Here is a 26,280-nt window from a genome sequence, read left to right as displayed (position 1 = left end):
GCCCCGCAGCCGCACGACCCGCACACAGCGCCCCGCGCATGCGCGCACCGCCGCCGGGGCGGAGCGCCTGCCGGTCGAGAACGGCGTACGGCCCCCATGGAGCCACCGTTCTGCCTAGGGTTGGGTCGCCCTGAAGGGAGACTCAGCCATGACGGACACCCCGCCGTTACCACCGCGTCCGCCCCACCCGCCACGGTCAGGGCCGCCCCATCAGCGATCGGCCGACGGCACCGGTTCCCGGCTTCCCGGGGAGGGCGAGCCGTCCACTCGGCCGCAGCCGCAGCCGCAGCCGCAGCCGCAGCCGCCCGGCGGCGCCCGGCCGAACGCCTGGAGCGTCCTGGTGGACAATCGCGCTCCGGGGCTGCGAGGGCTGCCGCGCCGACAGCGGTGGCGCTACGTCGCGCTTGCCGGGACCCTCGCGCTGGGCGTCTTCCTGGCCGTGAACCTGGCGCCGGTCGTGGTGGGACTGCTCACCGCCGACACCGCGACACAGGTGCAGAAGGAGGCCGAGAGGGAGGCGGACGGCAGGCTTCCGCCCTTCACGGCGGAGGTCGCCTACGAGTCCTACGGCGCGTCCGGGACGAACTTTCCCGACGGAACGTCCATCGTGCTGGACCGCGTGCTCACCGCCGATGAGCAGACGCGGCTGACCAGCCTCGACTTCAGGGACGAGCGGTTCCATCAGAAGGTGTGGGAGCTGCTGGAGCCGCTGGGCGCCAGGGTCGTCACCCTGCCGAGCAAAGTCGTGGGCGCGCCTCCGGGCAAAGGGAACTCGGCCCGCACCTTCCAGCTCAGACTGCACAGCGACAGAGCGCGGGAACTGTCCATCGTCGACCTGAGGGCCACAGTGGAAGAGTGCTCCCCTCCGACGGCACGGACGGTTGTCTCCTTCGCGTCGGGCGGCTCGGCGGCGATCCAGGGAGTGGTGTGGTATCTGGCCAGCGGAGTGGTCGTCCCGCTCATCAGCGACGAGGACGCCCCGCATGCCGGAGAGCCCTTCTTCCGTTACCACCAGATCGACCTGGGAGACGGTGCCTCACCCGGGGCGCTGCGGGTGGAATCGGTCGCGGACAAGGAGTCGTGTAGCTGGCATGTCGACGCGACGTACACCGACACGGAGGGAACGCACGGCCCCGTGAGGCACGATGGGAAGCCGTTCTCCACCGAGGCCGTGCCACAGAACCCACACCTGCGGTTCCAGGTGGATCTGGGTCTTTCCGGCGGTCTGCCCTGGTTGTGCTCCGGTGCGGTGGCAACCGGCCGGTGCACTTTCACGCCCTCCACGTGATCTGAGCGAGCGCCCCGCTGCGGGGCGCGGCGGACGGCAGGATGCCTCGTATGGCAAACGACACCGGTATACAGGGCCCCGCTCGGGCGCGAAGACGCGGCTCGGCCCCGTTCTTCTTCGTGGTGCTGGAGAGCGCCGTCACGACGCCGCTCGCGATCGGCTGGCTGATGCTGTCCTGGGCGATGTGCATGGAGGCGGCCACAGCCGGACCGGGCGTCCCCGTACCGGAGGGGCACGGGGAGCTGGCCTGGGCGGCCTGCGGTGTCCTCGGGTCGGTGGCCGTCACGTGGCTGCTGCGGCTCGTGCCCGGGCATGTGCTGCGGCACGCCGTGGACGGGGTGGTCGCACTCCGTCTGGTCGCCGTCCTGGCCGTCACGGCCGCGCTGTTCCTGGACCTGTTCGACGGCTGAACCGCCCGCCCCGGTCCCGTTTCGGCGAGAAGGGGCGGTTGGGGGGCGGCGCGGGCGGGCACCCGGCCGAACGCCGCGACCGCGTGTGCCGTTGGACGGACGTCCGCGTACCGGACGTTAGCCCCGGCGCCAGGGCGGTCAAGGCTCAGGCGAACCAGTCCCGTCGCAGGAGGCCGCATGACGAACCCCCCGACCCCCGGCGCCCCCGCCCCCGAGCCCCCGTCCGTGGACGAACCCACCGAGGTACGCGAACCGCTCCCGCCCAAACCCGACCAGACCGGCCCCGAGACGGTCGGCCCCACCGGCCAGCCCACCGGCGCCGACCGCGCGAGGGTCGCCCAGTCCGGCGCGTACCTGACCACCGCGCAGGGCGCCCGCCTGTACGACACGGACCACTCCCTCAAGGCGGGCGCGCGCGGCCCGGTCCTGCTCCAGGACCACCATCTGCGCGAGAAGATCACCCACTTCGACCACGAGCGCATCCCGGAACGTGTCGTCCACGCCCGCGGCGCAGCCGCCCACGGAGTGTTCCGCGGCTACGGCACGGCGGCGAGCGTGTGCCGGGCGGCGTTCCTCGCCAAGGACGCCGAGACCCCCGTCTTCGTCCGGTTCTCCACTGTCCTCGGCTCGCGCGGCTCCGCCGACACGGTCCGTGACACCCGGGGCTTCGCGACGAAGTTCTACACCAGCGAGGGCACCTTCGACCTGGTCGGCAACAACATCCCGGTCTTCTTCATCCAGGACGCCATCAAGTTCCCCGACATCATCCACGCGGGCAAGCCGCACCCCGACCGGGAGATCCCGCAGGCGCAGAGCGCCCATGACACGTTCTGGGACTTCGTCACCCTGCACACCGAGGCCACCCACCACACGCTGTGGAACATGTCCGACCGGGGCATCCCGCGCTCGTACCGGATGATGGAGGGCTTCGGCGTCCACACCTTCCGCCTCGTGGACGCCGACGGCGGCACGACCCTGGCGAAGTTCCACTGGAAGCCGAAGCTGGGCGTTCACTCCCTCGTGTGGGAGGAGGCGCAGATCATCAACGGCGTGGACCCCGACTTCCACCGCCGCGACCTCGCCGACGCCATCGAGGCGGGCGCCTTCCCCCAGTGGGAGCTGGGCATCCAGACCTTCCCCGACACCCCCGAGCAGACCTTCGAGGGCATCGACCTGCTCGACCCGACCAACATCGTCCCCGAGGAGCTGGCGCCCGTGCAGCCCATCGGGCTGCTCACCCTCAACGCCAACCCGTCGAACTTCTTCGCCGAGACCGAGCAGGTCGCCTTCCACCCCGGCCACCTCGTGCCCGGCATCGACATCACCGACGACCCGCTGCTCAGCGGCCGTCTCTTCTCGTACCTGGACACGCAGATCAGCCGGCTGGGCGGGCCCAACTTCGCGCAGATCCCGGTCAACCGCCCGCACGCCCCCGTCAACGACATGTTCCGCGACGGCATGCACCAGACGGCCGTCCACCGGGGCGTCGCGCCGTACCGCCCCAACTCCCTCGACGGCGGCTGCCCCTTCCTGGCGGGCGCGGACACCGGCGCGTACATCGAGAGCCCCGTGCGGGTGCCGGAGGCGAAGAAGGAGCGCGAGGCGCCGGAGACCTTCGCCGACCACTTCAGCCAGCCGCGCCGCTTCTGGCTCAGCATGTCGCCGCCCGAGCGCGAGCACATCATCGGCGCCTACACCTTCGAGCTCGGCAAGTGCTACGAGCAGGCGATCAAGGAGCGCGGGCTGAAGGTCCTCGCCAACATCGACCCCGTGCTGTGCGCCCGCGTCGCGGAGGGGCTGGGCCTGCCCGCGCCCGAGCCGACCGTGCCGCTCGCGGACGTGGCGCCGAGCCCCGCCCTGTCACAGGTCGGGCGGACATGGCCGGTCGAGGGCAGGATCGTCGGCATCGTCGCCGCGCCGGACGGTGACCTGGAGGGCGTACGGGCGGCCCGCAGCGCCGCGCTGGAGGCGGGCCTCGTACCGCTGGTCATCGGCCCGACGGGCGGCATGCTCGACGCGGACGGCGGCGATCCCGTCGCCGTACAGCGCACGTTCGTCACGGCGCGCTCCACCGAGTTCGACGCGCTGCTGCTGGCCGGTGTCCCGGCGCGGGGCGGCGACGCCAACGGGGTGCGCGACGCCAAGGCGGGCGACGCGGCGACGGCGGCGCGCGGCGTGGACCCGCGGGTGCTGCTGATGGTCTCCGAGGCGTTCCGCCACGCCAAGGCCATCGCCGCCTGGGCCGGGGCGGAGGGCGCGCTGGAGGCGGCCGGGGTGCCGCTGGACGCGCCGGGCGTGGTGGTCGCGGACTCCGGAGAGCGGGCGCTCGCCGAGGTCCTCACCCTCCTGCCCGCCCACCGCGTCTGGGAGCGCTTCCCGGCGACCCTCTGATGACCGCCTGACCGTCTGACCCCGTCGGCTGGGGTACGAACACGCCGCCGCCCCCTTTCCCGGCCCGGGCCGGGAAAGGGGGCGGCGGTCGTCTCGGCGCGTGTGGTCGTCTAGGCGCGGCGGCCGCACCGGTACGGGCGTCGCGTCACCGCGGGGGCGTGCGCCTCGAGGGCCGTGCGCCGCGGACGTCCATGCGCCGCGCGAACGCAACATCGCGCCGCGAACGCAACATCACGCCGCGCGGGCGCACGGGTCAGGGCTTGGCCGTGCGAAGGGCTGTGACCAGGGCGGGCGTGACCTGCTCGATCTGCCACGGGCGCGCGCCGTGCCCGGCCAGCGCCTCCGCCACCGACTCCTCGGTCGGGTCCTGCGGCGGCTCCCAGCAGACCCGGCGGACCGTGTCGGGGGTGATCAGGTTCTCCTGCGGCAGGTTGAGCGACTCGGCCAGCGCCGAGATCGCCGTACGCGCCGCCGAGAGCCGCGCCGCGGCGACCGGGTCCTTGTCCGCCCAGGCGCGCGGCGGGGGCGGGCCCGCCACGGGCTGGCCGGGCTGCGGGAGCTGGGCGTCCGGCAGCGCCTTCGCGCGGTCCACGGCGGCCTGCCACTGCTCCAGCTGACGGCGGCCCATGCGGGCCCCGAAACCGGGCAGCGCGGTCAGGGCCTGCACGTTCGCGGGCAGGGCGAGCGCGGCCTCGACGATCGCGGCGTCGCTGAGGACCTTGCCGGGCGACACGTCGCGGCGCTGCGCGATCCGGTCCCGGGCGGTCCACAGCTCCCGTACGACGGCCATCTGGCGGCGGCGGCGCACCTTGTGCATGCCGGACGTGCGGCGCCACGGGTCCTTGCGGGGCGGCGGGGGCGGGGCGGCGGCGATGGCGGCGAACTCCTGGCGGGCCCACTCCAGCTTGCCCTGCCGGCCGAGCTCCTTCTCCAGCGCGTCCCGCAGGTCCACGAGGAGCTCCACGTCCAGCGCGGCGTACCGCAGCCACGGCTCGGGCAGCGGGCGCGTGGACCAGTCCACCGCGGAGTGGCCCTTCTCCAGCACGTACCCGAGGACGGACTCGACCATCGCGCCGAGCCCGACGCGCGGGAAGCCCGCGAGACGGCCGGCCAGCTCCGTGTCGAACAGCTCGGACGGCACCATGCCTATGTCCCGCAGGCACGGCAGGTCCTGGGTGGCGGCGTGGAGGATCCACTCCGAGTTCTCCAGCGCCTCGCCGAGGGCGGACAGGTCGGGACAGCCGACCGGGTCGATCAGCGCCGTACCGGCGCCCTCGCGGCGCAGCTGCACCAGGTAGGCCCGCTGGCCGTAGCGGTAGCCGGACGCCCGTTCGGCGTCGACGGCGACCGGGCCGGTGCCGGCGGCGAACGCCTCCACGACCCGGGCCAGGGCCTCGGCGTCGGCCACGACGGGAGGGACCCCCTCGCGGGGCTCCAGCAAGGGGATCGGTTCCGAGGCGGCCGCCCCGTCGGCTGCGACGCCGTCGTCCGGAGGGCCGCCCCCGGTGGTTCGCAGTGGTGTCTCTGCTGCGGTGTCTTGGGCGTCGGTCACCTGTCAAGGGTATCGGTGAACGGGAGGCGCCCGCCGACGGAACGTTCCGTCGGCGGGCGGGGAAGGATGGGGGGACGGTCAGTGGATGATGCCGGTGCGCAGCGCGACCGCGACCATGCCGGCCCGGTCGCCGGTGCCCAGCTTGCGGGCGATGCGGGCCAGATGCGACTTGACGGTCAGGGCGGACAGCCCCATGGAGACGCCGATGGCCTTGTTCGACTGGCCCTCCGCCACCAGCCGCAGGACCTCGACCTCGCGGCCGGACAGTTCGCGGTAGCCGCCCGGGTGGCTCGGGGCACCCGGGGGGCGGCGGTGGAGGCGGGCGGCGGCGGAACCGATGGGGGCGGCGCCGGGACGGGTGGGGTGCCCGATGTTCGTACGGGTGCCGGTGACGACATAGCCCTTGACGCCGCCGGCGAGCGCGTTGCGCACCGCGCCGATGTCGTCGGCGGCGGAGAGGGCCAGCCCGTTGGGCCAGCCGGCGGCGCGTGTCTCCGACAGCAGGGTGAGGCCGGAGCCGTCGGGCAGGTGGACGTCGGCGACGCAGATGTCGCGCGGGTTGCCGATACGGGGGCGGGCCTCCGCGATGGACGACGCCTCGATGACGTCACGCACTCCGAGCGCCCACAGATGGCGGGTCACGGTGGAGCGGACGCGCGGGTCGGCCACGACGACCATGGCCGTCGGCTTGTTCGGGCGGTAGGCGACCAGGCTTGCGGGCTGCTCGAGGAGAACGGACACCAGGCCTCCTGGGAAGGTGCGGACACTGCCGGCTCGGGGAAGTCGCCGGGGTGAACCGTGCAGATAGGGTCACAGACCTCTTCGGCAGCAATCCCGTGCTCCTTTAGGGGGAGATCACGGATTACTAGGTAACAATTGGTGCAATTCGGACGTGCGAGCGAGCGTGAACGAGCGTGCCAAGCGTCGCCCGCGCGGCGGGGCCGCTCCCGATACCGCCTACGGGTGACGGGGCCCGCGCCGCTGTGGCAGCGACACGACTCCGCCGCCGCCCTCCAGCGGCCCGGGACCTGACGGCGGGAGGCCCGCCACCTGGCACAGCAGGTCGCCCCACGCCGCCAGGTGCGCGGCCGTGTCCGGCACCCCGCCCCGGTCGGTCTCCGGCGTCCATGACGCCCGGATCTCGATCTGCGTCGCCGGCCTGCGCTCCGCCAGCCCCCCGAAGTAGTACGACCCCGCCCGGGTGACCGTCCCGCTCGACTCCCCGTACGACAGGCCCCGCGCCTCCAGTGCCCCCGTCAGCCACGACCAGCACACCTCGGGCAGCAGCGGGTCCGCCGCCATCTCCGGTTCCAGCTCCGCCCGCACCAGCGTGACCAGCCGGAACGTCCCCTGCCATGCCTCGTGGCCCGCCGGGTCGTGCAGCAGCACCAGCCGCCCGTCCGCCAGGTCCTCGCCGTTCTCCACGGCCGCCGCCTCCACCGCGTACGCCCACGGGGCGAGCCGCCGGGGCGGCCGGGTCGGCTCCAGTTCGATCTCCGGGCGGACACGCGCCGCCCGCAGCGCGTCGACCGCGACCCGGAACGGGGGAGGCGCGGGACCGTCCTCCCCGCCGCCCGTGCCATCGATGCCGTCGGAGTGACCGGAGAACTGTTCCTGAGCCGCAGCCATGCGGGGAAGAGTAGGCGGAACGGGGGCCGCGCGCAGGGCAAGACACCCGGACCGTGCCGCCCGCCCCGCGTGGTCGCACACCCGCACGTGCGAAGATGCGATGCGTGAGTGCCAACAGCCGCCCCTCGGGCCCCCCGACGCAGACGTACGACTCCGCCTTCCTCAAGGCGTGCCGCCGCGAGCCGGTTCCGCACACGCCGGTCTGGTTCATGCGCCAGGCGGGGCGCTCACTCCCCGAGTACCTGAAGGTCCGCGAGGGCGTCCCCATGCTGGAGTCCTGCATGCGGCCCGAGCTGGTCACGGAGATCACGCTCCAGCCGGTGCGGCGCCACAAGGTGGACGCGGCGATCTACTTCAGCGACATCGTCGTGCCCCTCAAGGCCATCGGCGTCGACCTCGACATCAAGCCCGGCGTCGGCCCCGTCGTCGCCGAACCGATCCGCCGCCGCGAGGACCTGGCGCGGCTGCGCGACCTGACCCCGGACGACGTCGCGTACGTCACCGAGGCCATCGGCATGCTCACCGGCGAGCTGGGCGCCACCCCGCTCATCGGCTTCGCGGGCGCGCCGTTCACCCTCGCCAGCTACCTCGTGGAGGGCGGCCCGTCCCGCAACCACGAGAACACCAAGGCCCTCATGTACGGCGACCCCGCGCTGTGGGCCGACCTGCTGGACCGGCTCGCCGACATCACCTCGGCGTTCCTGAAGGTCCAGATCGAGGCCGGCGCCTCCGCCGTGCAGCTGTTCGACTCCTGGGTGGGCGCGCTCGCCCCGGACGACTACCGCCGCTCGGTCATGCCCGCGTCGGCGAAGGTCTTCGAGGCCGTCGCCGGGTACGGCGTGCCGCGCATCCACTTCGGTGTCGGTACGGGCGAGCTGCTCGGCCTCATGGGCGAGGCGGGCGCCGACGTGGTGGGCGTGGACTGGCGCGTCCCGCTGGACGAGGCGGCCCGCCGCGTCGGCCCCGGCAAGGCGCTCCAGGGCAATCTGGACCCGGCCGTCCTCTTCGCCCCGCGCGAGGCCGTCGAGGAGCAGACCCGCCGGGTGCTCGACGCCGCCTCCGGGCTGGAGGGCCACGTCTTCAACCTCGGCCACGGCGTGCTGCCCACGACGGACCCCGACGCGCTGACCCGCCTCGTCGAGTACGTCCACACGCGGACGGCCCGCTAGAGGCGCCGACGGCCCGCCGGACCGGGCGCCAGGTCCGGCGGAGCGCGTCCCGTCGGGGGACGGTCCGCTAGACCGCGCCCGGACCGACGGCGCTCACGTTCACCCGCGCGATGCGGCCGGCCGCGTCGAACGCCACGTCCACCGACGAGCCGTTCGGCAGGCCGGCGCCCAGGCCGCCGTGCTCGGCCGGGCGCGGCTCCAGGCCGTGCCGCGCGAAGTAGCCCGCCACCACGGCCCTCGGGTCCGCCTCCGGGACGGCGCCCACGGCCGTCAGCAGCACACGCGGCAGCGTCACCGGGTCCGGCGCCTTGAACGGCACCTGCGGGTCGTCGGGCACGAGGTAGGCGCGGGTGGCCGGGCCCGCCTGCACGCCGATGTACCCGGCCGCGCCCAGCAGCCCCATGGCGCCGAACGCGAGGCGCTCCACCGCCATGCCCGGGTCGTCGAAGCTCGACAGGTCCACCATCTCCCGCGCGAGCTCCGGCACCCCGCGCTCCTCGCCGAACCGGCGCAGCGCCTCGGCCGCCGCGACCACCCGCGTGCCCGCGAAGCCGGGATTGGCCCAGGCCCACAGCCACGAGCCGTCCGACTGGTCGAACGAGCCGAGCAGGCCCACCCGCAGGTCCAGCCCGCCCTGCCGGTACACGCACGCTTCGAGGTCCGCCGTCCAGGGACCGGAGGGCACGAAGCCGGTGAAAGCCTCCAGCTGCTCCATGCCCCAGGCGGCGTGCGACTCCGTCGCCCGGACGAATCCCTCGCTGAAAGAAGTGATCATGCGCCGACCCTAGAGGCCGGGCCGCCCCCCAGTCGAACGGCCGTACGAGGGTGGGGCATGGCCCTCAGTCCGCCGCCCTGACCGCTGCCGCAGCCTTGCGGGCCGCGACCTGCACCGGGTCCCACACGGGCGAGAACGGCGGCGCGTACCCGAGGTCCAGAGCGGCGACCTGATCCACGGTCATGCCGGCCGTCAGCGCGACCGCCGCGACGTCCACGCGCTTGCCCGCGCCCTCCCGGCCGACGATCTGCGTGCCCAGCAGCCGCCCCGTGCGCCGCTCGGCGATCATCTTCACCGTCATCGGCGCCGCCCCCGGGTAGTACCCGGCCCGGCTCGTGGACTCCGTCGTCACCGTCACGTACCGCAGGCCCACCTCGCGGGCGTCCCGCTCCCGCAGGCCCGTGCGGGCGATCTCCAGGGAGCAGACCTTGCTCACGGCGGTCCCCACGACGCCGGGGAACGTGCCGTAGCCGCCCGCCACGTTCGCGCCGATCACCTGGCCGTGCTTGTTGGCGTGCGTGCCGAGCGGGATGTGCCGCTCCCGGCCGGACACGAGGTCCAGCACCTCCACGCAGTCGCCGCCCGCCCACACCTCCTCGCGGCCGCGCACCCGCATCGCCAGGTCGGTGAGCAGCCCGCCGTACGTGCCGAGCGGCAGCCCCGCCGCCCGCGCGAGGGTCGTCTCCGGCTCCACGCCGATGCCGAGCACCACCACATCGGCCGGGTACTCCTCGCCGCCCGCGGCCACCGCCCGTACGCGCCCGTCGGCGCCGGTCAGGATCTCCGTCACCTCGGCGCCGCCGACGGTGGTGATGCCCAGGCCGTCCATCGCCGCGTGGACCAGGCGGCCCATGTCCGGGTCGAGGGTCGCCATCGGCTGCTCGCCCCGGTTGAGGACGGTCACCTCGTAGCCGCGCTTCAGCAGCGCCTCGGCCATCTCCACGCCGATGTACCCGGCGCCCACGACGACGGCCCGCCGCCCCTCGGTCGCGTCCAGCGTGTCCAGCAGGGCCTGCCCGTCGTCCAGGGTCTGCACCCCGTGCACCCCCGGCGCGTCGATGCCCGGCAGCGGCGGGCGTACCGGGCGGGCCCCGGTCGCCAGGACCAGCCGGTCGTACCCGGTCCACGACTCGCCGCCCGACTCCAGGTCGCGCACCCGCACCCGGCCGCCGTCGAGGTCCAGCTCGGTGACCTCCGAGCGGAGCCGTACGCGGATGTCGCGGGCGCGGTGCTGCTCGGGCGTCCGCGCGATGAGCCGCTCCCGGTCGGTGACGTCGCCGCCGACCCAGTACGGGATGCCGCACGCCGAGTACGACGTGAAGCGGCCCCGCTCGAACGCCACGATCTCCAGCTCGTCCGGCCCTTTCAGGCGCCGGGCCTGCGACGCGGCGGACATCCCCGCCGCGTCGCCGCCGACCACCACCAGCCGCTGCCGTCCCGTACCGCCTCGCGTGCCTCGTTCCATGGGCACCACGCTACGGGCCCGGACGCGGTGTTCAGTCCCGGCCCTCCTCGGGCGCCGACGGGGCCTGAGGCGCCTCGGGTGCCTTGCCCTGCGCCGGACCCGCCTGCCGCGCCTGGCCCTGGGCCGGACCCGCCTGGCCCTGCGGGGGCACCGGCGCGCCGCCGCCCACCGGCGCGCCCATGCGGGGCGCGGCCGTCCTCGGGGGCCACGGGGCCGGGGCCTGCGGCTGCGGCCGGCGCGCACGGCGGCGCGCCCGGACCGGGGCCACCACACGCCGCCACACGAGGAACCCGGCGCCCAGCAGCCCCAGCCACGGCGCGAGCGCCGCCAGCACGAGCACGAACCACGTCAGTGACGTCAGCAGCGCCTCCCAGCCGCCGCGCAGCGCGTCCATCACGCCCGGCTCGTCGTCGTCCCGCGCGATGTCGCTGTCCGGCTCGCTCAGCTCCAGCTTGACCGTCGCCAGCGACGTGCGGTCCTTCAGCGACGCCTGCTGCGCGAGCAGCGACTCCAGGTTCGCCTGGCGGGTGCTCAGCTCCTGCTCCAGCTGGACGATGTCGCTCAGCTGCTCGGCCTTGCCCATCAGCTCGCGGACCCGCGCGACGCTCGCCCGCTGCGTGGCGATGCGGCTCTCCACGTCCACGACCTGCTCGGTGACGTCCTGCGCCTCGGCGCGCCGCGACAGCAGCTTCCCCGTGCCCGTCAGCTCCTTGATGACGTCCTCGTACGCGGCCTGCGGGACCCGAAGCGAGACCTGGGAGGTCAGGTCGCCGTCACGGTGCCGCCGCGTGGACTCGTCGGCGACGTGACCGCCCGCGTCCGCGGCGATCTCCCGGGCGCGGCCGAGCGCCCGTTCGGCGTCCTCCACCTCCACGGACAGGGTCGTGGTCCGGATGACGTGCTGACGTACGGCGCCCGGCTTCGCCGCCTTCGCGCCGCCTCCGTACCCGGACGCGGGGCCCTGCGCGCCCCGCTGGGCCTCGGGGGCGGCCGCCTGGTCGGCGCGTGCCTCCTTCGTTCCCGAGTCCCCCGTACCGGAGCATCCCGCCAGCGCCAGCGAGGCGCCGAGCAGGAGGGCCGCGAGCGCGTGCCGTGGACGTGTCGGGATCGGCATGGATGGTCCCCCCAAGGTTCGTTGCCGTGACGTGGTTTCGACGTACGAGGGTGGCGTGCCGGTTGCGGCCCCCGGTTGCGGATGGGTCACGTTCGGGACTCGTATCGGCGTTTGAGACAGTGGACCCATGAACACGGACAACGTGGACAGAACCCGTGGACGGGTCGTCGTCATCGGCGGTGGCATCGCCGGACTGGCCGCCGCGCACCGCCTGGCCGGGGCCGGGCGGAACGTGATCGTGCTGGAGGCCTCCGGACGCGTCGGCGGCAAGCTCCACGCGGGCGAGATCGCCGGGGCGCCCGTCGACCTGGGCGCCGAGTCGATGCTCGCCCGCCGCCCCGAGGGCGTCGAGCTCGCCCGGGCCGTCGGCCTCGGCGACCGCGTCCAGCCGCCCGCCACGGCCACCGCGTCCGTCTGGACCCGCGACGTGCTGCGGCCCATGCCGAAGGGCCACGTCATGGGCGTCCCCGGCGACCCGGGCGCGCTGGCCGGACTGCTGTCGGACGAGGGCCTGCGCGCCGTCGTACGGGACCGTGCCCTGCCGCCCGCCGAACTGGGCGACGACGTCGCCATCGGCGCGTACGTCGCCGAGCGCATGGGCCGCGAGATCGTCGACCGGCTCGTCGAACCGCTGCTCGGCGGGGTGTACGCGGGCGACTCGTACCGGATCTCGATGAAGGCCGCCGTACCGAAGCTGTTCGAGGCCGCCCGCCGCCACCCGACGCTCACCGACGCCGTCCGGGCCGTGCAGGCCGCCGCCGCCCAGGCCCCCGCCGGGCCCGTGTTCGCCGGTATCGCGGGCGGCGTCGGGCTGCTGCCGCGCGCCGTCGCTGAGGCGGTCGCCGCGGCGGGCGGCGAGATCCGCACCGACACCCGCGTCCAGGGTCTGACCCGCCGCCCCGACGGCTGGGAGGTCCGTACCGAACGCGACGTCCTCCACGCCGACGCGGTGGTCCTCGCCACTCCCGCCTGGTCCGCGTCCGAGCTGCTCGCCGCCGAGTCCCCGGCCGCCGCCGCCGAGCTGGCGACGATCGAGTACGCCTCGATGGTGCTCGTCACGCTCGCCTTCCGCCGCGCCGACGTGACGTCCCTGCCCGCCGGTTCCGGCTTCCTCGTACCGCCCGTGGACGGCCGCACGATCAAGGCGTCGACCTTCTCCAGCCACAAGTGGCGCTGGGTCGACGAGGGCGCGGACGACCTGTTCGTGCTGCGCGCCTCCATCGGCCGGTACGGCGAGGAGGAGCACCTCGGCTGGGACGACGCCGACCTCGCCGCGGTGTCCCTGCGCGACCTCGGCGACGCCGTCGGGCTCACCGCGAAGCCCGTCGCGACGGAGGTGACCCGCTGGATCGGCGGCCTCCCGCAGTACCCCGTCGGCCACCCGGCGCGGGTCGCCCGCATCCGCGACGCCGTGGCGAAGCTGCCCGGCCTGAGGGTGTGCGGCGCGGCGTACGACGGGGTCGGCATCCCCGCGGTCATCGCCGACGGGCGCCGGGCGGCGGACGAGATCCTCGCCACGCCGACCCTGGCGCGGAGCACTGAGAGTGACGAGTGAGAATAGCCGTATGAGTGCGCCCGAAAAGATCCCGAACGCCGGTAAGAAGGCGAAGGACCTCAACGAGGTCATCCGCTACACCCTGTGGTCCGTCTTCAAGCTGCGCGAGGCTCTGCCCCAGGACCGCGGCGGCTACGCCGAAGAGGTCCAGGAGCTGTTCGACCAGCTCGCCGCCAAGGACGTGACCGTCCGGGGCACCTACGACCTGTCCGGGCTGCGCGCCGACGCCGATCTGATGATCTGGTGGCACGCGGAGACGTCGGACCAGCTCCAGGAGGCGTACAACCTCTTCCGCCGCACGAAGCTCGGCCGCGCGCTGGAGCCCGTGTGGTCCAACATGGCGCTGCACCGCCCCGCCGAGTTCAACAAGTCGCACATCCCGGCGTTCCTCGCGGACGAGACCCCGCGGAACTACGTGAGCGTCTACCCGTTCGTGCGCTCGTACGACTGGTACCTGCTCCCCGACGAGGAGCGCCGCCGCATGCTCGCGGACCACGGCAAGATGGCCCGCGGCTTCCCGGACGTCCGCGCCAACACGGTCGCCTCGTTCTCGCTCGGCGACTACGAGTGGCTCCTCGCCTTCGAGGCGGACGAGCTGTACCGGATCGTGGACCTCATGCGCCACCTGCGCGGCAGCGAGGCCCGTATGCACGTCCGCGAGGAGGTCCCGTTCTTCACGGGGCGCCGCAAGGACGTGGCGGACCTGGTGGCGGGGCTGGCGTAGTCCTCTGCCGGGGGTCCGGGGGTCGTCCCCCGGGGAATGCAGCACGGGGCGCCGCAAGGACGTGGCGGACCTGGTGGCGGGGCTGGCGTAGCCCCTTGAGCCGGCGGCCGGACTGTCCGGTCCGTACGGCGTGAAGAACCTGGTGGTGTCCGGTGTGAACGGACGCCGCCCCTCGACCCGGAAGATCAGACGGCGGGCGCGATCGCCCGCCGCTCCAGCGACACCGGGTCCGGCTCCGAGTGCGGCGCGCAGGCCTCCTGCGCGCCGCACCGGCGTCACGCCACCAGCGCGGCACGCGCCGCGTGCAGCAGCCGGGCAGTCCGTCCCGGCGGGCGCGGGCCCGAGCGCTCCGCCCACCACCGGTACAGCCGCCGCCTGGCGCGTACGTCGCCGGGCCGCCCCGAGTCGAGCAGGTACCGGGCGAAGGCCAGGGCGTCCTGCCGGTAGCCGCCCGCCATCGGACGGGTCCTGGTGTACGCGACGAACACGTCCCGGTACTCCTTCCCCAGTAGTTCCGGCAGCTCGGGCGCCAGCTTCGCGACGACCCCCGCCCGCTTCCGCGCCAGCGCCAGCGTCTGGAGCCGCAGCCGCGCCCCGTCGAACCCCTCGGGCACGGGGGTGCCCGCGACGAGCGCCGACAGCAGCGCCGCCTGCGCGAGCCCGAGCCGCTCCCGTGCCCCCTCCGCCGCTTCCCGCACGACGCCTTCCCGTGCGTCCCCCGCCTCCGGCAGCGCGCCCGTCACGGGCACCCGCTCGCGGATCGCGGCCAGCTCCGCCGCCAGTTCGCCCTCGGGCGGGAAGTCGTCGTCGCGCTCCAGCAGCACCCCGGGCGGCGCCGTGCGGGCGGCCAGCTCCGACAGCAGGTCGAGGACCCGCGGGGGCACCGGGTGGGCGTGCGTGTCGTGCCAGACGCCGTCACGCTCGACCCCGCCCGCCACGTGCACGTACGCGATGGCCTCGACGGGCAGTTCGGCGAGGGCCTTGACGGGGTCGTCGCCCCGGTTGAGCCGGTTCGTGTGGAGGTTCGCCACGTCGATGAGGAGCCGTACGCCGGTCCGCTCGACCAGCTCGGCCAGGAACCGGCCCTCCGACAGTTCCTCGCCGGGCCACGAGAACAGCGCCGCCACGTTCTCCAGCGCCAGCGGCACGGGCAGCGCCTCCTGCGCGACGCGGACGTTCTCGCACAGCACGTCCAGCGCCTCGCGGGTGCGGGGCACCGGCAGCAGGTGCCCGGCCTCCAGCGGGTCCGACGCGGTGAGCGGCCCCCCGGCCCGTACGAACGCGATGTGCTCCGTCACCAGCGGGGCGCCCAGCGCGGTCGCGGTGGCGGCGAGCCGCGCGAGGCGGGCCTCGTCGGGGCGGTCGGCGCCGCCGAGGCCCAGGGACACGCCGTGCGGGACGACGGTGACGCCCCGCTCGCGCAGCCGGGTGAGCGAGGCGGGCACGTGGCCGGGGCACACGTTCTCCGCGACGACCTCCACCCAGTCCACGCCGGGCAGCCGCTCCACCGCGTCCGCGATCTCCGGCCGCCAGCCGATGCCCGTGCCGAGACCCGCCATGTCCGTCCCCCTCCTCCGTGCTGCTGGAGGGGTCATGGCCCCGTCAGGTGCCGGTGAACCGCCGGGCGCCGCTTTCAGAGGTTCATTTGAGCTTCGGCCGCCTCGGCGAGGTCACGGGCGGCGCGTCTCGATGGCGGTGGGCGGGCCGGGCCTGGTCGAGGGGATCGACGTGAACGACTGGCCGGGCGCGGGCACGACCGGGGACGGGGCGGGCGGCAGGTTGCCGTTGGGCGGCGGCGGGCCCACGGGGCTGGCGGTCGCCTGCCCGGCGGCCTCGTCGGCGATGGCGTCGAAGTCCACGCGGCCGGTCGCCTCCAGCATGGTGATGTGGTCGAGGACGGTCTGGTTGGCGTCGCTGGCCAGCTGCCGGATCAGGCTGTTGCGGGTCGTGTGCCGCACCTCGGCGATCAGCGCGAAGACCTTGCCGTGCGCGTTGCGCAGCAGGTTCGCGAACTTCGTCTCGTACTCGACGCCGCTCGCCGCCGACAGCTCGCGCAGCCAGCCCTGCTGCTGCTCGGTCGGCTGGTTCGGCAGTTCCACGCCGAGCTTCGCGGCGACGTCCCGGGCGCGCTGGTCGAGGTCCGTGTGGCCGACCACGAGATGGTCGCCCGCGTCCTTGATCGCCTGCGTGGGCGCCCGCTCGATGGCCTGCTGGCCTGCGGGCAGCTCCCACAGCCCGGCCAGCCGCACCTTCACCAGGAAGTCCCGGTCGGTCGCCGACAGCGGCCCCCACTGCGTCGCCACGGACGACGCGTTGAGGTTCGCCTGTCCGGTGCCCGAGCGGTCGGCGTACGACCACACCGGGAACGCGAGCGCCCCGACCGTCGCGACCAGCGCCGCGATGATGAGCGCCGTGCCGTTGATACGCCGCGGCAAGAGTGCCTCCCGACCCCGTGTGTTCCACCTACATGACGGCGCAGGGAGGTACGTACGGCGGGGCCGGGGCGTTCACGTTCAGGCGGCGGGGGAGTAGTCGGAGACGACCGTGGCGGAGCCGGGGGCGATCTCGGTGAACCCGGCGTCGCGGACCACCGGGCGGCCGCTCGCGACCAGTTCCGCCCACCGCCCGGGCCGCGCGGTGCGGACCGCGAGGGGGAAGCCCGCCTCCCGCCAGGCGGCGCGGGCCTCGTCGTCCAGCGACCACCACAGCAACTGTGCCCCGTGCCCGACCTGCGCCATCTCCTTGCCGGTCGACATCCGCAGCTCCGGGTTGAGCCACAGCACGGCGCCGCCGGGCGCGGGCGGCGGGGGAGCGGCGGCGTCGGCCAGCTCGGTGCCGGACACCTGGAGGCGGGCCAGGTCCTTGGGCCAGCCGTCGAGCGGTACGGGCGGGAAGACCCGTACCTCCGCGTCGGCGCCCGTGACCGTGATGCCCGGCAGCCGCTCGGCGCGCCGCCACTCGGCGCCCCGCGCGCGGCGCACGACCTTGCGGATGCGGGCGTCCTCCCAGTCGCGCACGGCCCGCGCCCACACGCCGTCCCCGGTCGAGCGGTCGTCGGACAGCATCACCAGCACGGCCCGCGCGGCGGTCTCCAGCGCGTCGGTACGGTCCGGCGGCGCGGCCTTCTCGATCCGTACGACGAGCGGCAGGACGAACTGGGGCGTGGCGTCCCGCTCGTCGGCCTCGATGACGTTCTCGCTGCTCACGCGCCCAGTCTGCCAGCCCGGCACGGCCGTCCAGCGGCCGGGGACGCGAGGCCGCCGGGCCCTGCCCGGGCAGGGGCGCGGGCCGGGCCCCGGGGGTGCCGGTGCGGGTACCGGCGGGCCGTGGGCGCGGCGGGGCTGGCGGAGGCGGCCGTTCCGGGCGAGCATGCGCGTATGAAGAGCGATCTTTTCGCCTCCGAGAACGTGGCGCGCCAGGCCGAGGCCCCCGGGATGTCCCTCCAGAACTCCAAGTGCGTCAAGTACGCCGTGAACGGGGAGATGCACGCCCGGCAGGGCTCCATGATCGCCTTCCGGGGCAACCTCCAGTTCGAGCGCAAGGGCCAGGGCATCGGCGGGATGCTGAAGCGGGCCGTGACCGGCGAGGGGCTGCCGCTGATGGCGGTGCGCGGGCAGGGCGAGGCGTGGTTCGCGCACGAGGCGCAGAACTGCTTCGTCGTGGAGCTGGAGCCCGGCGACGCGCTCACCGTCAACGGCCGCAACGTCCTGTGCTTCGACGCGACCCTCACGTACGAGATAAGGACCGTGAAGGGCGCGGGCATGGTGGGCGGCGGGCTGTTCAACAGCGTGTTCACCGGCTCCGGCAAGCTCGCGCTGGTCTGCGACGGCTCCCCGGTCGTCATCCCCGTCGGCCAGCACCAGCCGGTGTACGTGGACACGGACGCCGTCGTCGGCTGGAGCGCCCACCTCGCCACGTCCCTGCACCGCTCGCAGTCGTTCGGCTCCATGATCCGGGGCGGCTCGGGGGAGGCGGTGCAGATGATGCTCCAGGGCGACGGGTTCGTGGTGGTCCGCCCGAGCGAACTGACCGCCCAGCCCGCGCAGGGCTGACCGGCGGCCCCGGCGCCCCCGCCCCGGCCTTGGGCCCCTGCCCGGCCTGGCCGTCAGCACCCGGCGCCTCCGGCCGGCCCGGGGTCAGCAGGGGCCTTCGGCCACGTCCACGGTGAGGCGGACCCGCTCGGACGAGGGCCGCCCGTGGGCGTCCTCCGGCAGTTCCCGCTCGGGCGGGGTGACGGAGAAGCAGTACGCCGCGCCGGTGTCCGGTGTGGTCACCTCGAACCGGTCGGCGGGGCCGCTCCCGGCCACCGGCTCGACCCGGGCGCCGTGGGGCGGGCCCTCGCCGGCCGCGTGGACCTCGTCCCGGAGGATGCCCGCGTACCCGCCGCGCAGCGCGTACGCCGGGCGGGGCCTCGACTCGACGGCGGCCGCCGCCCTGTGCACGGCGGCCCGCAGTTCGGCGTCGCTCCACCGGGTGCTGCCGGCGTAGGCGTACAGAAGGCCGGCCACCACCGGCGCCGTCACGGCGATGAGCACCAGGCCGACCCGGTTGCGGGCGTTGTAGTGCCACTGACCCCCGGTCCGCACGAAGACCGGCTCGTCGGAGTTCCCCGTCATGGCCGCTCAGCCTAGTGGTGCCGCCGGAGCTACAGTCGTACGTATGGACGAGACCCGGACCAGCGACAGCGCGTACTGCGCCCCGGGGCACGCACCGCGGGCGCCGGACCCGCCCGGCTCGCCCCGCGCCGCCGGGGCCGACGGCGGGGAGCCCTTCGCCGACTGCGTGCTCTGCGGGGAGCCCACGGAGTACCCGGAGTCCACCAGGGGCGCCACGCTCTGCCCCGTGTGCGAGTGGCAGGAGGCACAGCGCGGCGCCTGCTCGGGCTGAGGGGGCTGTCCCCGCGCCCGCCGGTTCAGCTCGCCGCCATCAGCTCCGACACCTTCACGAACCGGTACCCCCGCGCCCGCAGCTCCGGCACGATGCGCCGGATCGCCTGCTCGGTGACCGGCGCCGCGCTGAGCGTGCAGTGCAGCACCACCACCGAGCCGGGCCGTACGCCGTCCAGCACCTGCCGGGCCACCGCGTCGGCGTCCTTCGCGAACGCGTCGCCGCTGACGACGTCCCACTGCACGGCCGTCACGCCCGTCGGGGACAGCGCGCGCAGCGCCTCGTCGTCGTAGCAGCCGCCGGGGAACCGGAAGTACGGCACGACGTTCCGGACGCCCGCCGCGCGGAACGCCGCGAACGCCCGCTCCACGTCCGCCGCCATCTCCGCGCGGCCGACCGTCGGCAGGCCGTAGCAGGGGGAGCGGAAGGCGTGGTGGCTGTAGGAGTGGTTGGCGATCTCGAAGCGCGGGTCCGTGCCGATCGACCGGGCCTGGTCGGGGTACTCCTCCGCCCAGCGGCCCGTCATGAACACGGTCGCGTCGACGTCCAGACGGCGGAGCGTCGCGATGAGCGCCGGGTTGTCGAACCGTTCGCCCCGCGCCGCACGCGGACCCTGATCGGCCGTCATGTCGGCGTCGAAGGTGAGCGCGACGGTCTTCTCGGCGGCCGCCGCGCCCGGGTCGGCGCGGCGCTCGAAGACGGGGGTCAGCCCGCCGGGGCCCGGGGCCATCGTGGGCGGGACGCGCTGGGCCGCGTCGGCACCCGTGCGGGCTCCGGCGCCCGACCCGGCTCCGGCTCCGGTCAGGGCGGGCGCTCCGGACGACGCGGAGGCGACGGGGGAGGGGGTGGCGGCCGGGTGCCGGTCCGCCGGGCCGGCTGCGGGAGCGCGCGTCCCGCAGCCGGTCAGAAGGACACAGAATGCAGCCAGCACCGACAGACGTCGAGCAGAAAATCTCACTATCGGAAAGTATCCGATCAGTTGCCCGGCGTCGCTCCAGCGCCCTCCCTCCGTGTCTGACCGTCCTCCTTCAGCCCTTCAGGCCGTCGGCCTTCAGCCCGTCAGTCCTCCAGTCCGTCAGGGTGTTCACCGCCAGGGGCCCGTCACCGCGAAGGTCGTGCCCGGCGTGTAGCAGTTGAGGTACATGGTTCCGCCGTCCGGCGAGAACTCGACCCCGGCGAACTCGCCCCACTCGGTGGCCTGCCCGGACCCGTCCGTCGCCAGCGCCTGGGCGTTGCGGGCCATCGCGTACACCTCGCCGCGCCGCGTCAGCCCGTACACGTGCTGCGCACCGCCGCCGTCCTCGCACACCATCAGCCCGCCGCCGGGGGCGAGGCAGATGTTGTCCGGGGACTCGCCGGGCAGCCGCAGGTCGGTGTCCGGGCCGAACACGACGACCAGCGTCAGGCGGCCCCGGTGCGGGTCGTACCGCCACACCTGCCCGTGGTGGTCGGCGGCCGACCCCTGGGAGGCGCGGGCGAAGCTGGAGACGAAGTACACCGACCGGCCGCCCCAGTAGCAGCCCTCCAGCTTCTGCGCGTGGGTGATGCCCCGCGGGCCGAAGTCCTGGAGCCGGATCGGCGTCCGCCGGGCCTGGCTGTCCGGTACGGGCACCCACTCGACGCCGTCGAAGGAGGTGCCCGGCTCCCGGACGGCGGACAGGTCGGGCACGTCAGGCACCCGCATGGCCTCCAGGGCGCCGCCCGCGCGCAGCGAGCCGGGGCCGCCGAGGGGCCGGTCGGGCAGGAACCGGTAGAACAGCCCGAACGGCCGCTGGAACGCGTCCTCCGTCTCGTAGACGACGCCCGTGCGCGGGTCCACGGCGACGGCCTCGTGCTGGAAGCGCCCCATCGCCGTCAGCGGGACCGCGCCGGAGCGGCGCGGGTCGGCGGGGTCCACCTCGAAGACGAACCCGTGGTCCCGGGCGTAGCCGTTGGTCCCGGCGAGGTCCTCGGTCTCCTCGCAGGTCAGCCAGGTGTTCCAGGGCGTCGGGCCGCCCGCGCAGTTCACGGCCGTACCGGCGATGCCGACCCGCTCGTCCAGGACGCCGCCGCGCGCGTCGAGGGTGAGGACCGTGCAGCCGCCCTTGGCCGCCGGGTCGTAGGTCAAACCGGGCACGGTCGGCACGCCGGACGTGACGCGGGCGCTGTTCTCGTGGTTGCGGACCAGGTGGACGCGGCCCCGGCGGCCCGCGAAGGCGCCCATGCCGTCGAACCGGCCCGGCACCGCGCCCTCCCCGGAGCGGAGCGGCGCGCCCTCGCGGGACAGCACCCGGTAGCGGAAGCCGCGCGGGAGGTCGAGGAGGCCGTCGGGGTCGGGGACGAGCGGGCCGTACCCGGTGTTCCCCGTGTGGACGGACGCGGCGGCCGTACCGGCGAACAGCTCGGCGAGCGCGCCGCTGAAGGCGATCCCGGCGAGCGCGGTGCCGGTCCCGGCGAGAAGGTGACGACGTGTTGCGGTCATGGCGACTCCCTGTTGGCGGACAGGAACACGGACGTGACGGAACCGCACACGTGTATCACGCTGTGTGGCGGGAGGAGAACCGTGCGGACGCTGTTGTTTCCGTGACCGGTGCGGCGACCGGCAGCCGAGGCTCCTGCCCCTGCCCCGGAACAAGCCGCGGCCGAAACCGGCCGCCCGAAACCGGCCCCGCCTCTGAAACGCCCCCCAGAAGCGGCCCCGCCCCCGAAACGGCCCGCCCTGAAACCGGCCCGCCCCCGGAAACGGCTCCGGCCGCCGCCCACGGCTGGGGCGGCGGCCGGACCTCGCGGCTTCGGGGGCGTTCAGCCCGCCAGGCTCGCCGTCAGGGTGATCTTCGTGCCCGCCAGCGCCTGGCTGACCGGGCAGCCCGCCTTGGCCTCCTCGGCGGCCTTGGCGAACGCGGCCTCGTCCATGCCGGGCACCTCGCCCTCGACCGTGAGGTGCACGCCCGTGATGCCCGTGCCCGGCTGGAACGTGACGTCGGCCTTCGTGGTCAGCCGGGTCGGAGGCGTACCCGCCTTGCCGAGCACGGCCGACAGGAACATGGAGAAGCAGCTGGAGTGCGCGGCCGCGATGAGCTCCTCCGGGCTGGTCTTGCCGTTCGGCTCCTCGGCGCGCGCCGGCCAGGAGACCGGGTAGGAGCCGATGCCGGAGGAGTCGAGGGTCACGGTGCCCGTGCCCTCGGTGAGGTTGCCCTCCCAGACGGTGTGCGCGTGACGGGTGGTGGCCATGCCGGTTTCCCTTCCGACGCCGTACGACGTCAGGACGGTGGACGGTTGGGGCTTGCGGCCACCCAACCTACTGCGCCACAAGGCCCTTCGCGTCGCGCGCCAGCGCGGTGAGCCGCGAGATCGCCCGGAAGTACTTCTTGCGGTACCCGCCGTTCAGCATCTCGTCGCTGAACAGCTGGTCGAAGGGCAGCCCCGAGGCCAGCACGGGTATCTCCCGGTCGTACAGCCGGTCGGCGAGCACCACCAGGCGCAGCGCCGTCGACTGGTCCGGCACGGCCGTCACACCCGTCAGGCACACGGCCGTCACGTCCTCGGTGAGCGCCCCGTACCGGCTCGGGTGGACCCGCGCCAGGTGCTCCAGAAGCTCCGGGAAGTGGTCCAGGGAGGCGCCGGGCGTGGCGTGCGCGGCCTTGGTGACCTGCTCGTCCGCGTACGGCGCCGGGGCCTCCGGCAGGCCGCGGTGGCGGTAGTCCTCGCCGTCGATGCGCAGCGGCCTGAAGTGTGCGGACAGCCCCTGGATCTCCCGCAGGAAGTCCGCCGCGGCGAACCGGCCCTCGCCCAGCTTGCCGGGCAGGGTGTTGGACGTGGCGGCCAGCGCGACGCCCGCGTCGACGAGCTTGCCGAGCAGCGTGGACACGAGCACCGTGTCGCCCGGGTCGTCCAGCTCGAACTCGTCGATGCACAGCAGCCGGTGCCCGCTCAGGGTCCGCACGGTCTGCTGGAAGCCGAGCGCGCCCACCAGGTTGGTCAGCTCCACGAAGGTGCCGAACGCCTTGAGCGCGGGCTCGGCGGGCGTGGCGTGCCACAGCGACGCCAGCAGGTGGGTCTTGCCGACGCCGTACCCGCCGTCCAGGTAGACGCCGCGCGGCCCGGTGGGCGCGGCGGGCTTGCGGGCGAACCAGCGGCGCTTGCCCGCGCCGCTCGCGTGCGCCCCGCCCAGCCCCGCGGCGAAGTCGGCGAGCACCCGGACGGCCTCGGCCTGGCTGGGCTGGTTCGGGTCCGGGATGTACGTGTCGAAGCGCACGCCGTCGAAGCGCGGCGGAGGCACCATCTCGGCGACCAGGCGATCGGCGGGGACGTGCGGCTCGCGGGCGCACAGGGACAGCGGGACCGCTTCGGTCAGGGCACTCGTCGACACGCTCCCACTGTAAGCGCCGTGCCAGACTGCTCGACATGCGACGCCTGTTCCCTGTGACCGACCAGACACCGCCCGTTCCCGCGGCTCCGGCCGCCCCCACGGGACCCGCCGCGCCCCCCGGAGCCCCCGCCGCGGGACCCGCCGTCGTAGGGGAGGGCCGCGAGTGGTCCCTCGACGAGCTGGCCGACGCGTACGCGTACCCGGAGGACGCCGCGAGCGCCCGGCACGGCGCGTGGCTGCGCGCCAACATGGTGTCGTCGCTGGACGGGGCGGCCCAGCACGACGGGCGATCCGAGCCGATCTCGTCCGCCGCCGACATGCGGGTCTTCGGCGCGATGCGGGCCCTCGCCGACGTGGTGGTCGTGGGGGCGGAGACCGTACGCCTGGAGGGGTACCGCCCCGCGCGGGCGCGGGAGGCGTTCGCCGCGCGCCGGGAGGCGGCCGGGCAGGGGCCCGCGCCCGCCATCGCCGTGGTGAGCGCGTCGCTGAACCTGGACTTCTCGCTGCCGCTGTTCACCTCGCCGCTCGTACCGACCCTGGTCCTCACCGGCGCCGCCGCGCCGCCCGCCCGGGTGCGCGAGGCGGAGCGGGCCGGGGCGGAGGTCGTCGTCGCGGGCGACGGGCCCGGCGTCGAGCCGGAGCGCGCCGTACGGGCGCTGGCCGGTCGCGGGATGACCCGGCAGCTCACCGAGGGCGGGCCCCGGCTGCTCGGCCAGTTCGTCGCCGCCGGGGTGCTGGACGAGCTGTGCCTCACCGTGTCGCCGACGCTCACGGCCGGGGACGCGCAGCGGATCGCGGGCGGCCCGTCGCTGGCGGTGCCGTCGCGGTTCGCGCTGGCGTCGGTCCTGGAGGAGGACGGGTTCCTCTTCACGCGGTACCGCCGGATTAGCCCGGTATGAGCCGATCTGATGGTGGACACACCGATCTGACAATCGAGCGGAATTAACCGTTCCGGTTACCCCTCCGCGGGCACACTTACCTCGCAGACCCCGTGCGGGCACGGGGAAGGATGGTTTCCGCAGGAGGGCTCCGAAGGTGTTCACAAGCGTTCTGATGATCGAGAAACCGCTGTCGTCCGTGGACGTGGATTTCGTCACGACCCTGCACGGGGACGAGGCTGTCTCCTTCATCGTGCTGATGCAGCCCCGGGGCGACCAGGCCGACGTGCTGCTCCGCGCCATCGACGACGTGGCCGTCGGCGCGCTGAAGGACGCGGCCAAGGAGGGCGAGGAGCCGTCGGGGACGGAGGCGCGCCGCCCGGCGGAGGTGGCGCTGGAGCGGTCCGTGCAGGCCCTGCGCGCCGCCGGCTGCGAGGCCGTCGGCCACGTCGTGGAGGACCACCCGCTGGACAAGATGAAGGCCGTCGTGGAGGAGTCGGGCGCCGACGAGGTGATCGTCATGACCGCCCCGCACTACGTGGAGGAGTTCTTCCACCGCGACTGGGCGTCCCGCGCCCGCCACAAGGTCGGCGTACCGGTGCTCAAGCTCTTCGCCCACAACGAATAGGCTGGGCCCCCGCACACACGCCACACCCCCGGGGAGAGATCGCATGGCACCCGCCATCCCTGCCGCAATGGAACGGCCGCACTTCATCGGCATCGGCGGCGCCGGAATGTCGGGCATCGCGAAGATCCTCGCCCAGCGCGGGGCCAAGGTCGCCGGCAGCGACGCGCGGGAGTCCGAGACCGCCGCGTCGCTGCGCGCCCTGGGCGCGACCGTCCACATCGGCCACGCCGCGCACCACCTCGCCGACGACTCCAGCTGCGTCGTCGTCTCCAGCGCCATCCGTCCCGACAACCCGGAGCTGGCCCGCGCCCAGGAGCTGGGCATCCCCGTGGTGCACCGCTCCGACGCGCTGGCCGCGCTGATGAAGGGCCTGCGCGCCATCGCCGTCGCCGGCACGCACGGCAAGACCACCACCACGTCGATGCTGGCCGTCGCCCTCACCGAGCTGGGCCTCGACCCGTCGTACGCCATCGGCGGCGACCTCGCGGGCCCCGGCACGAACGCCCGGCACGGCGACGGCGACCTCTTCGTCGCCGAGGCGGACGAGAGCGACCGCAGCTTCCAGAAGTACGACCCCGAGGTCGCCCTCGTCCTCAACGTCGAGCTGGACCACCACGCGAACTACGCGTCCATCGAGGAGATCTACGAGTCCTTCGAGGCGTTCGTCGCCAAGATCCCGCACGGCGGCACCCTCGTCGTCGGCGAGCACGCGGGCGCCCGCGAGCTGGCGGGCCGGGTCTCCGGCCGTCCGGGTCTGTCGATCGTGACGGTCGGCGAGTCGGAGACCTCCGACGCCTGGGTCCGAGCGATCACCCCGAAGGGCATGACCAGCGAGGTGACGGTCGTCCTGGACGGCGTCGAGCACACCTTCACGGTCTCCGTGCCCGGCCGCCACTACGCGCACAACGCCGCCGCGGCCCTCGCCGCCGGAGCGCGCATGGGCATCGACCCGGCCGCGCTGGCCCAGGCGCTCACCGCGTACACCGGCGTCGGCCGCCGCCTCCAGCTGAAGGGCGAGGCCGCGGGCGTCCAGGTGGTGGACTCGTACGCCCACCACCCCACCGAGATGACCGCCGACCTGGAGGCGATGCGCGCCGCCGCCGGAGCCGACCGCCGCCTGGTCGTGGTCTTCCAGCCGCACCTGTTCTCCCGCACCCAGGAGCTGGGCACGGAGATGGGCCAGGCCCTCGCCCTCGCCGACGAGTCGCTGGTCCTGGACATCTACCCGGCCCGCGAGGACCCGATCCCGGGCGTCACCAGCGCCCTGATCACCGACGCGGCCACGGCGGCGGGCGCCCGCGTCACCGCCGTCCACGACAAGGGGCGGGTTCCGGAGCTGATCGCGGGAATGGCCCGCCCCGGCGATCTCGTTCTCACCATGGGCGCCGGCGACGTCACGGACCTCGGCCCGAAGGTCCTCGACCGCCTGGCGCACTGACCGGAGCCGAGCCGAGGGAGCTGAAGCAG

The 26,280-nt window shown here is 74.5% G+C and carries 25 protein-coding genes; 11 read left to right on the top strand and 14 right to left on the bottom strand.

Annotation, left to right across the window (positions count from 1 at the left end):
* Positions 1–340 precede the first annotated feature (340 nt).
* The 3 genes from J116_RS04595 to J116_RS04585 all read left to right on the top strand — a co-directional run bounded on the left by J116_RS04595 (position 341) and on the right by J116_RS04585 (position 4,089).
* On the top strand, positions 341–1,288 hold the full coding sequence (locus tag J116_RS04595) for a hypothetical protein (RefSeq protein ID WP_023590524.1): 948 nt from the start codon (positions 341–343) through the stop codon (positions 1,286–1,288).
* 50 nt (positions 1,289–1,338) lie between these two features.
* Positions 1,339–1,698: a hypothetical protein gene (locus J116_RS04590; protein ID WP_023590525.1), complete on the top strand. Its 360-nt coding sequence runs from the start codon at positions 1,339–1,341 to the stop codon at positions 1,696–1,698.
* Between the two features lie 177 nt (positions 1,699–1,875).
* Positions 1,876–4,089 (top strand): catalase, encoded by a 2,214-nt coding sequence (locus J116_RS04585; RefSeq protein WP_023590526.1) that lies wholly within the window; start codon positions 1,876–1,878, stop codon positions 4,087–4,089.
* Between the two features lie 253 nt (positions 4,090–4,342).
* Here the strand turns inward: J116_RS04585 and J116_RS04580 are convergent, their stop codons facing one another.
* The 3 genes from J116_RS04580 to J116_RS04570 all read right to left on the bottom strand — a co-directional run bounded on the left by J116_RS04580 (position 4,343) and on the right by J116_RS04570 (position 7,270).
* Positions 4,343–5,641, bottom strand: coding sequence for a ribonuclease D (locus tag J116_RS04580; protein WP_028964654.1), 1,299 nt, complete (start codon positions 5,639–5,641; stop codon positions 4,343–4,345).
* Positions 5,642–5,719: 78 nt separating this feature from the next.
* On the bottom strand, positions 5,720–6,382 hold the full coding sequence (locus J116_RS04575) for a response regulator transcription factor (RefSeq protein WP_023590528.1): 663 nt from the start codon (positions 6,380–6,382) through the stop codon (positions 5,720–5,722).
* Positions 6,383–6,598: 216 nt separating this feature from the next.
* Positions 6,599–7,270, bottom strand: a complete 672-nt coding sequence (locus J116_RS04570) for a DUF3000 domain-containing protein (protein WP_023590529.1) — start codon at positions 7,268–7,270, stop codon at positions 6,599–6,601.
* 104 nt (positions 7,271–7,374) lie between these two features.
* Between J116_RS04570 and hemE the strand changes: the two genes are divergently transcribed.
* Positions 7,375–8,439, top strand: coding sequence for a uroporphyrinogen decarboxylase (gene hemE, locus J116_RS04565; RefSeq protein ID WP_023590530.1), 1,065 nt, complete (start codon positions 7,375–7,377; stop codon positions 8,437–8,439).
* A gap of 67 nt (positions 8,440–8,506) precedes the next feature.
* Here hemE and J116_RS04560 read toward each other — a convergent pair whose 3' ends face one another.
* The 3 genes from J116_RS04560 to J116_RS04550 all read right to left on the bottom strand — a co-directional run bounded on the left by J116_RS04560 (position 8,507) and on the right by J116_RS04550 (position 11,793).
* Positions 8,507–9,214, bottom strand: a complete 708-nt coding sequence (locus tag J116_RS04560; RefSeq protein WP_023590531.1) for a DUF6882 domain-containing protein — start codon at positions 9,212–9,214, stop codon at positions 8,507–8,509.
* 64 nt (positions 9,215–9,278) lie between these two features.
* Complete coding sequence (locus tag J116_RS04555) at positions 9,279–10,679, bottom strand: FAD-dependent oxidoreductase (RefSeq protein WP_028964655.1); 1,401 nt, start codon at positions 10,677–10,679, stop codon at positions 9,279–9,281.
* A 31-nt stretch (positions 10,680–10,710) separates the two neighbouring features.
* Positions 10,711–11,793, bottom strand: a complete 1,083-nt coding sequence (locus tag J116_RS04550; RefSeq protein ID WP_023590533.1) for a DUF4349 domain-containing protein — start codon at positions 11,791–11,793, stop codon at positions 10,711–10,713.
* Between the two features lie 127 nt (positions 11,794–11,920).
* On the opposite strand from J116_RS04550, the gene hemG reads away from it, so the two are divergent.
* Together hemG and hemQ are read left to right on the top strand one after the other, a co-directional pair.
* Positions 11,921–13,348, top strand: coding sequence for a protoporphyrinogen oxidase (hemG, locus tag J116_RS04545; RefSeq protein ID WP_023590534.1), 1,428 nt, complete (start codon positions 11,921–11,923; stop codon positions 13,346–13,348).
* Between the two features lie 10 nt (positions 13,349–13,358).
* On the top strand, positions 13,359–14,072 hold the full coding sequence (gene hemQ, locus J116_RS04540; protein WP_028964657.1) for a hydrogen peroxide-dependent heme synthase: 714 nt from the start codon (positions 13,359–13,361) through the stop codon (positions 14,070–14,072).
* Positions 14,073–14,347: 275 nt separating this feature from the next.
* Here the strand turns inward: hemQ and J116_RS04535 are convergent, their stop codons facing one another.
* From J116_RS04535 to J116_RS04525, 3 genes are all read right to left on the bottom strand, one after another.
* Positions 14,348–15,631: a DUF692 domain-containing protein gene (locus tag J116_RS04535; protein ID WP_028964658.1), complete on the bottom strand. Its 1,284-nt coding sequence runs from the start codon at positions 15,629–15,631 to the stop codon at positions 14,348–14,350.
* Positions 15,632–15,742: 111 nt separating this feature from the next.
* The gene (locus J116_RS04530) at positions 15,743–16,507 is read right to left on the bottom strand and encodes a DUF4142 domain-containing protein (RefSeq protein WP_028964659.1); all 765 of its coding nucleotides are present in this window, start codon (positions 16,505–16,507) and stop codon (positions 15,743–15,745) included.
* Positions 16,508–16,585: 78 nt separating this feature from the next.
* Complete coding sequence (locus J116_RS04525; RefSeq protein WP_023590536.1) at positions 16,586–17,278, bottom strand: aminoacyl-tRNA hydrolase; 693 nt, start codon at positions 17,276–17,278, stop codon at positions 16,586–16,588.
* A 171-nt stretch (positions 17,279–17,449) separates the two neighbouring features.
* Here J116_RS04525 and J116_RS04520 point away from each other — a divergent pair, with 171 nt between their 5' ends.
* Positions 17,450–18,124, top strand: coding sequence for an AIM24 family protein (locus J116_RS04520; RefSeq protein ID WP_023590537.1), 675 nt, complete (start codon positions 17,450–17,452; stop codon positions 18,122–18,124).
* 84 nt (positions 18,125–18,208) lie between these two features.
* Here J116_RS04520 and J116_RS04515 read toward each other — a convergent pair whose 3' ends face one another.
* On the bottom strand, positions 18,209–18,688 hold the full coding sequence (locus J116_RS04515) for a hypothetical protein (RefSeq protein WP_023590538.1): 480 nt from the start codon (positions 18,686–18,688) through the stop codon (positions 18,209–18,211).
* Between the two features lie 43 nt (positions 18,689–18,731).
* Between J116_RS04515 and J116_RS04510 the strand changes: the two genes are divergently transcribed.
* On the top strand, positions 18,732–18,959 hold the full coding sequence (locus J116_RS04510; RefSeq protein WP_023590539.1) for a hypothetical protein: 228 nt from the start codon (positions 18,732–18,734) through the stop codon (positions 18,957–18,959).
* A gap of 25 nt (positions 18,960–18,984) precedes the next feature.
* Here the strand turns inward: J116_RS04510 and J116_RS04505 are convergent, their stop codons facing one another.
* The 4 genes from J116_RS04505 to zapE form a co-directional block, all read right to left on the bottom strand.
* Complete coding sequence (locus J116_RS04505; protein WP_235617306.1) at positions 18,985–19,917, bottom strand: polysaccharide deacetylase family protein; 933 nt, start codon at positions 19,915–19,917, stop codon at positions 18,985–18,987.
* A gap of 126 nt (positions 19,918–20,043) precedes the next feature.
* Positions 20,044–21,420 carry an alkaline phosphatase PhoX gene (locus J116_RS04500; protein WP_023590541.1) on the bottom strand — a complete coding sequence of 459 codons (1,377 nt, stop codon included), beginning with the start codon at positions 21,418–21,420 and terminating at the stop codon, positions 20,044–20,046.
* A gap of 320 nt (positions 21,421–21,740) precedes the next feature.
* Positions 21,741–22,169 carry an OsmC family peroxiredoxin gene (locus tag J116_RS04495; RefSeq protein ID WP_023590542.1) on the bottom strand — a complete coding sequence of 143 codons (429 nt, stop codon included), beginning with the start codon at positions 22,167–22,169 and terminating at the stop codon, positions 21,741–21,743.
* Positions 22,170–22,236: 67 nt separating this feature from the next.
* A complete protein-coding gene (gene zapE / locus J116_RS04490; RefSeq protein WP_023590543.1) occupies positions 22,237–23,307 on the bottom strand; it encodes a cell division protein ZapE in 1,071 nt (356 codons plus the stop codon).
* Positions 23,308–23,342: 35 nt separating this feature from the next.
* Here zapE and J116_RS04485 point away from each other — a divergent pair, with 35 nt between their 5' ends.
* The 3 genes from J116_RS04485 (at position 23,343) to murC (ending at position 26,251) form a co-directional block, all read left to right on the top strand.
* Positions 23,343–24,206 carry a pyrimidine reductase family protein gene (locus tag J116_RS04485; RefSeq protein WP_079147656.1) on the top strand — a complete coding sequence of 288 codons (864 nt, stop codon included), beginning with the start codon at positions 23,343–23,345 and terminating at the stop codon, positions 24,204–24,206.
* Between the two features lie 136 nt (positions 24,207–24,342).
* Entirely contained in the window at positions 24,343–24,813 is a 471-nt protein-coding gene (locus J116_RS04480) for a hypothetical protein (RefSeq protein WP_023590545.1), read from the top strand.
* A gap of 43 nt (positions 24,814–24,856) precedes the next feature.
* Positions 24,857–26,251, top strand: coding sequence for a UDP-N-acetylmuramate--L-alanine ligase (murC, locus tag J116_RS04475; protein ID WP_023590546.1), 1,395 nt, complete (start codon positions 24,857–24,859; stop codon positions 26,249–26,251).
* Positions 26,252–26,280: the final 29 nt, after the last annotated feature.

It is taken from the genome of Streptomyces thermolilacinus SPC6 (genome assembly GCF_000478605.2).
GTDB classification, from domain to species: Bacteria; Actinomycetota; Actinomycetes; order Streptomycetales; family Streptomycetaceae; genus Streptomyces; species Streptomyces thermolilacinus.
Note: the sequence above shows the minus strand (reverse complement) of the source record. Positions and strands in the feature narration are given on the sequence as shown.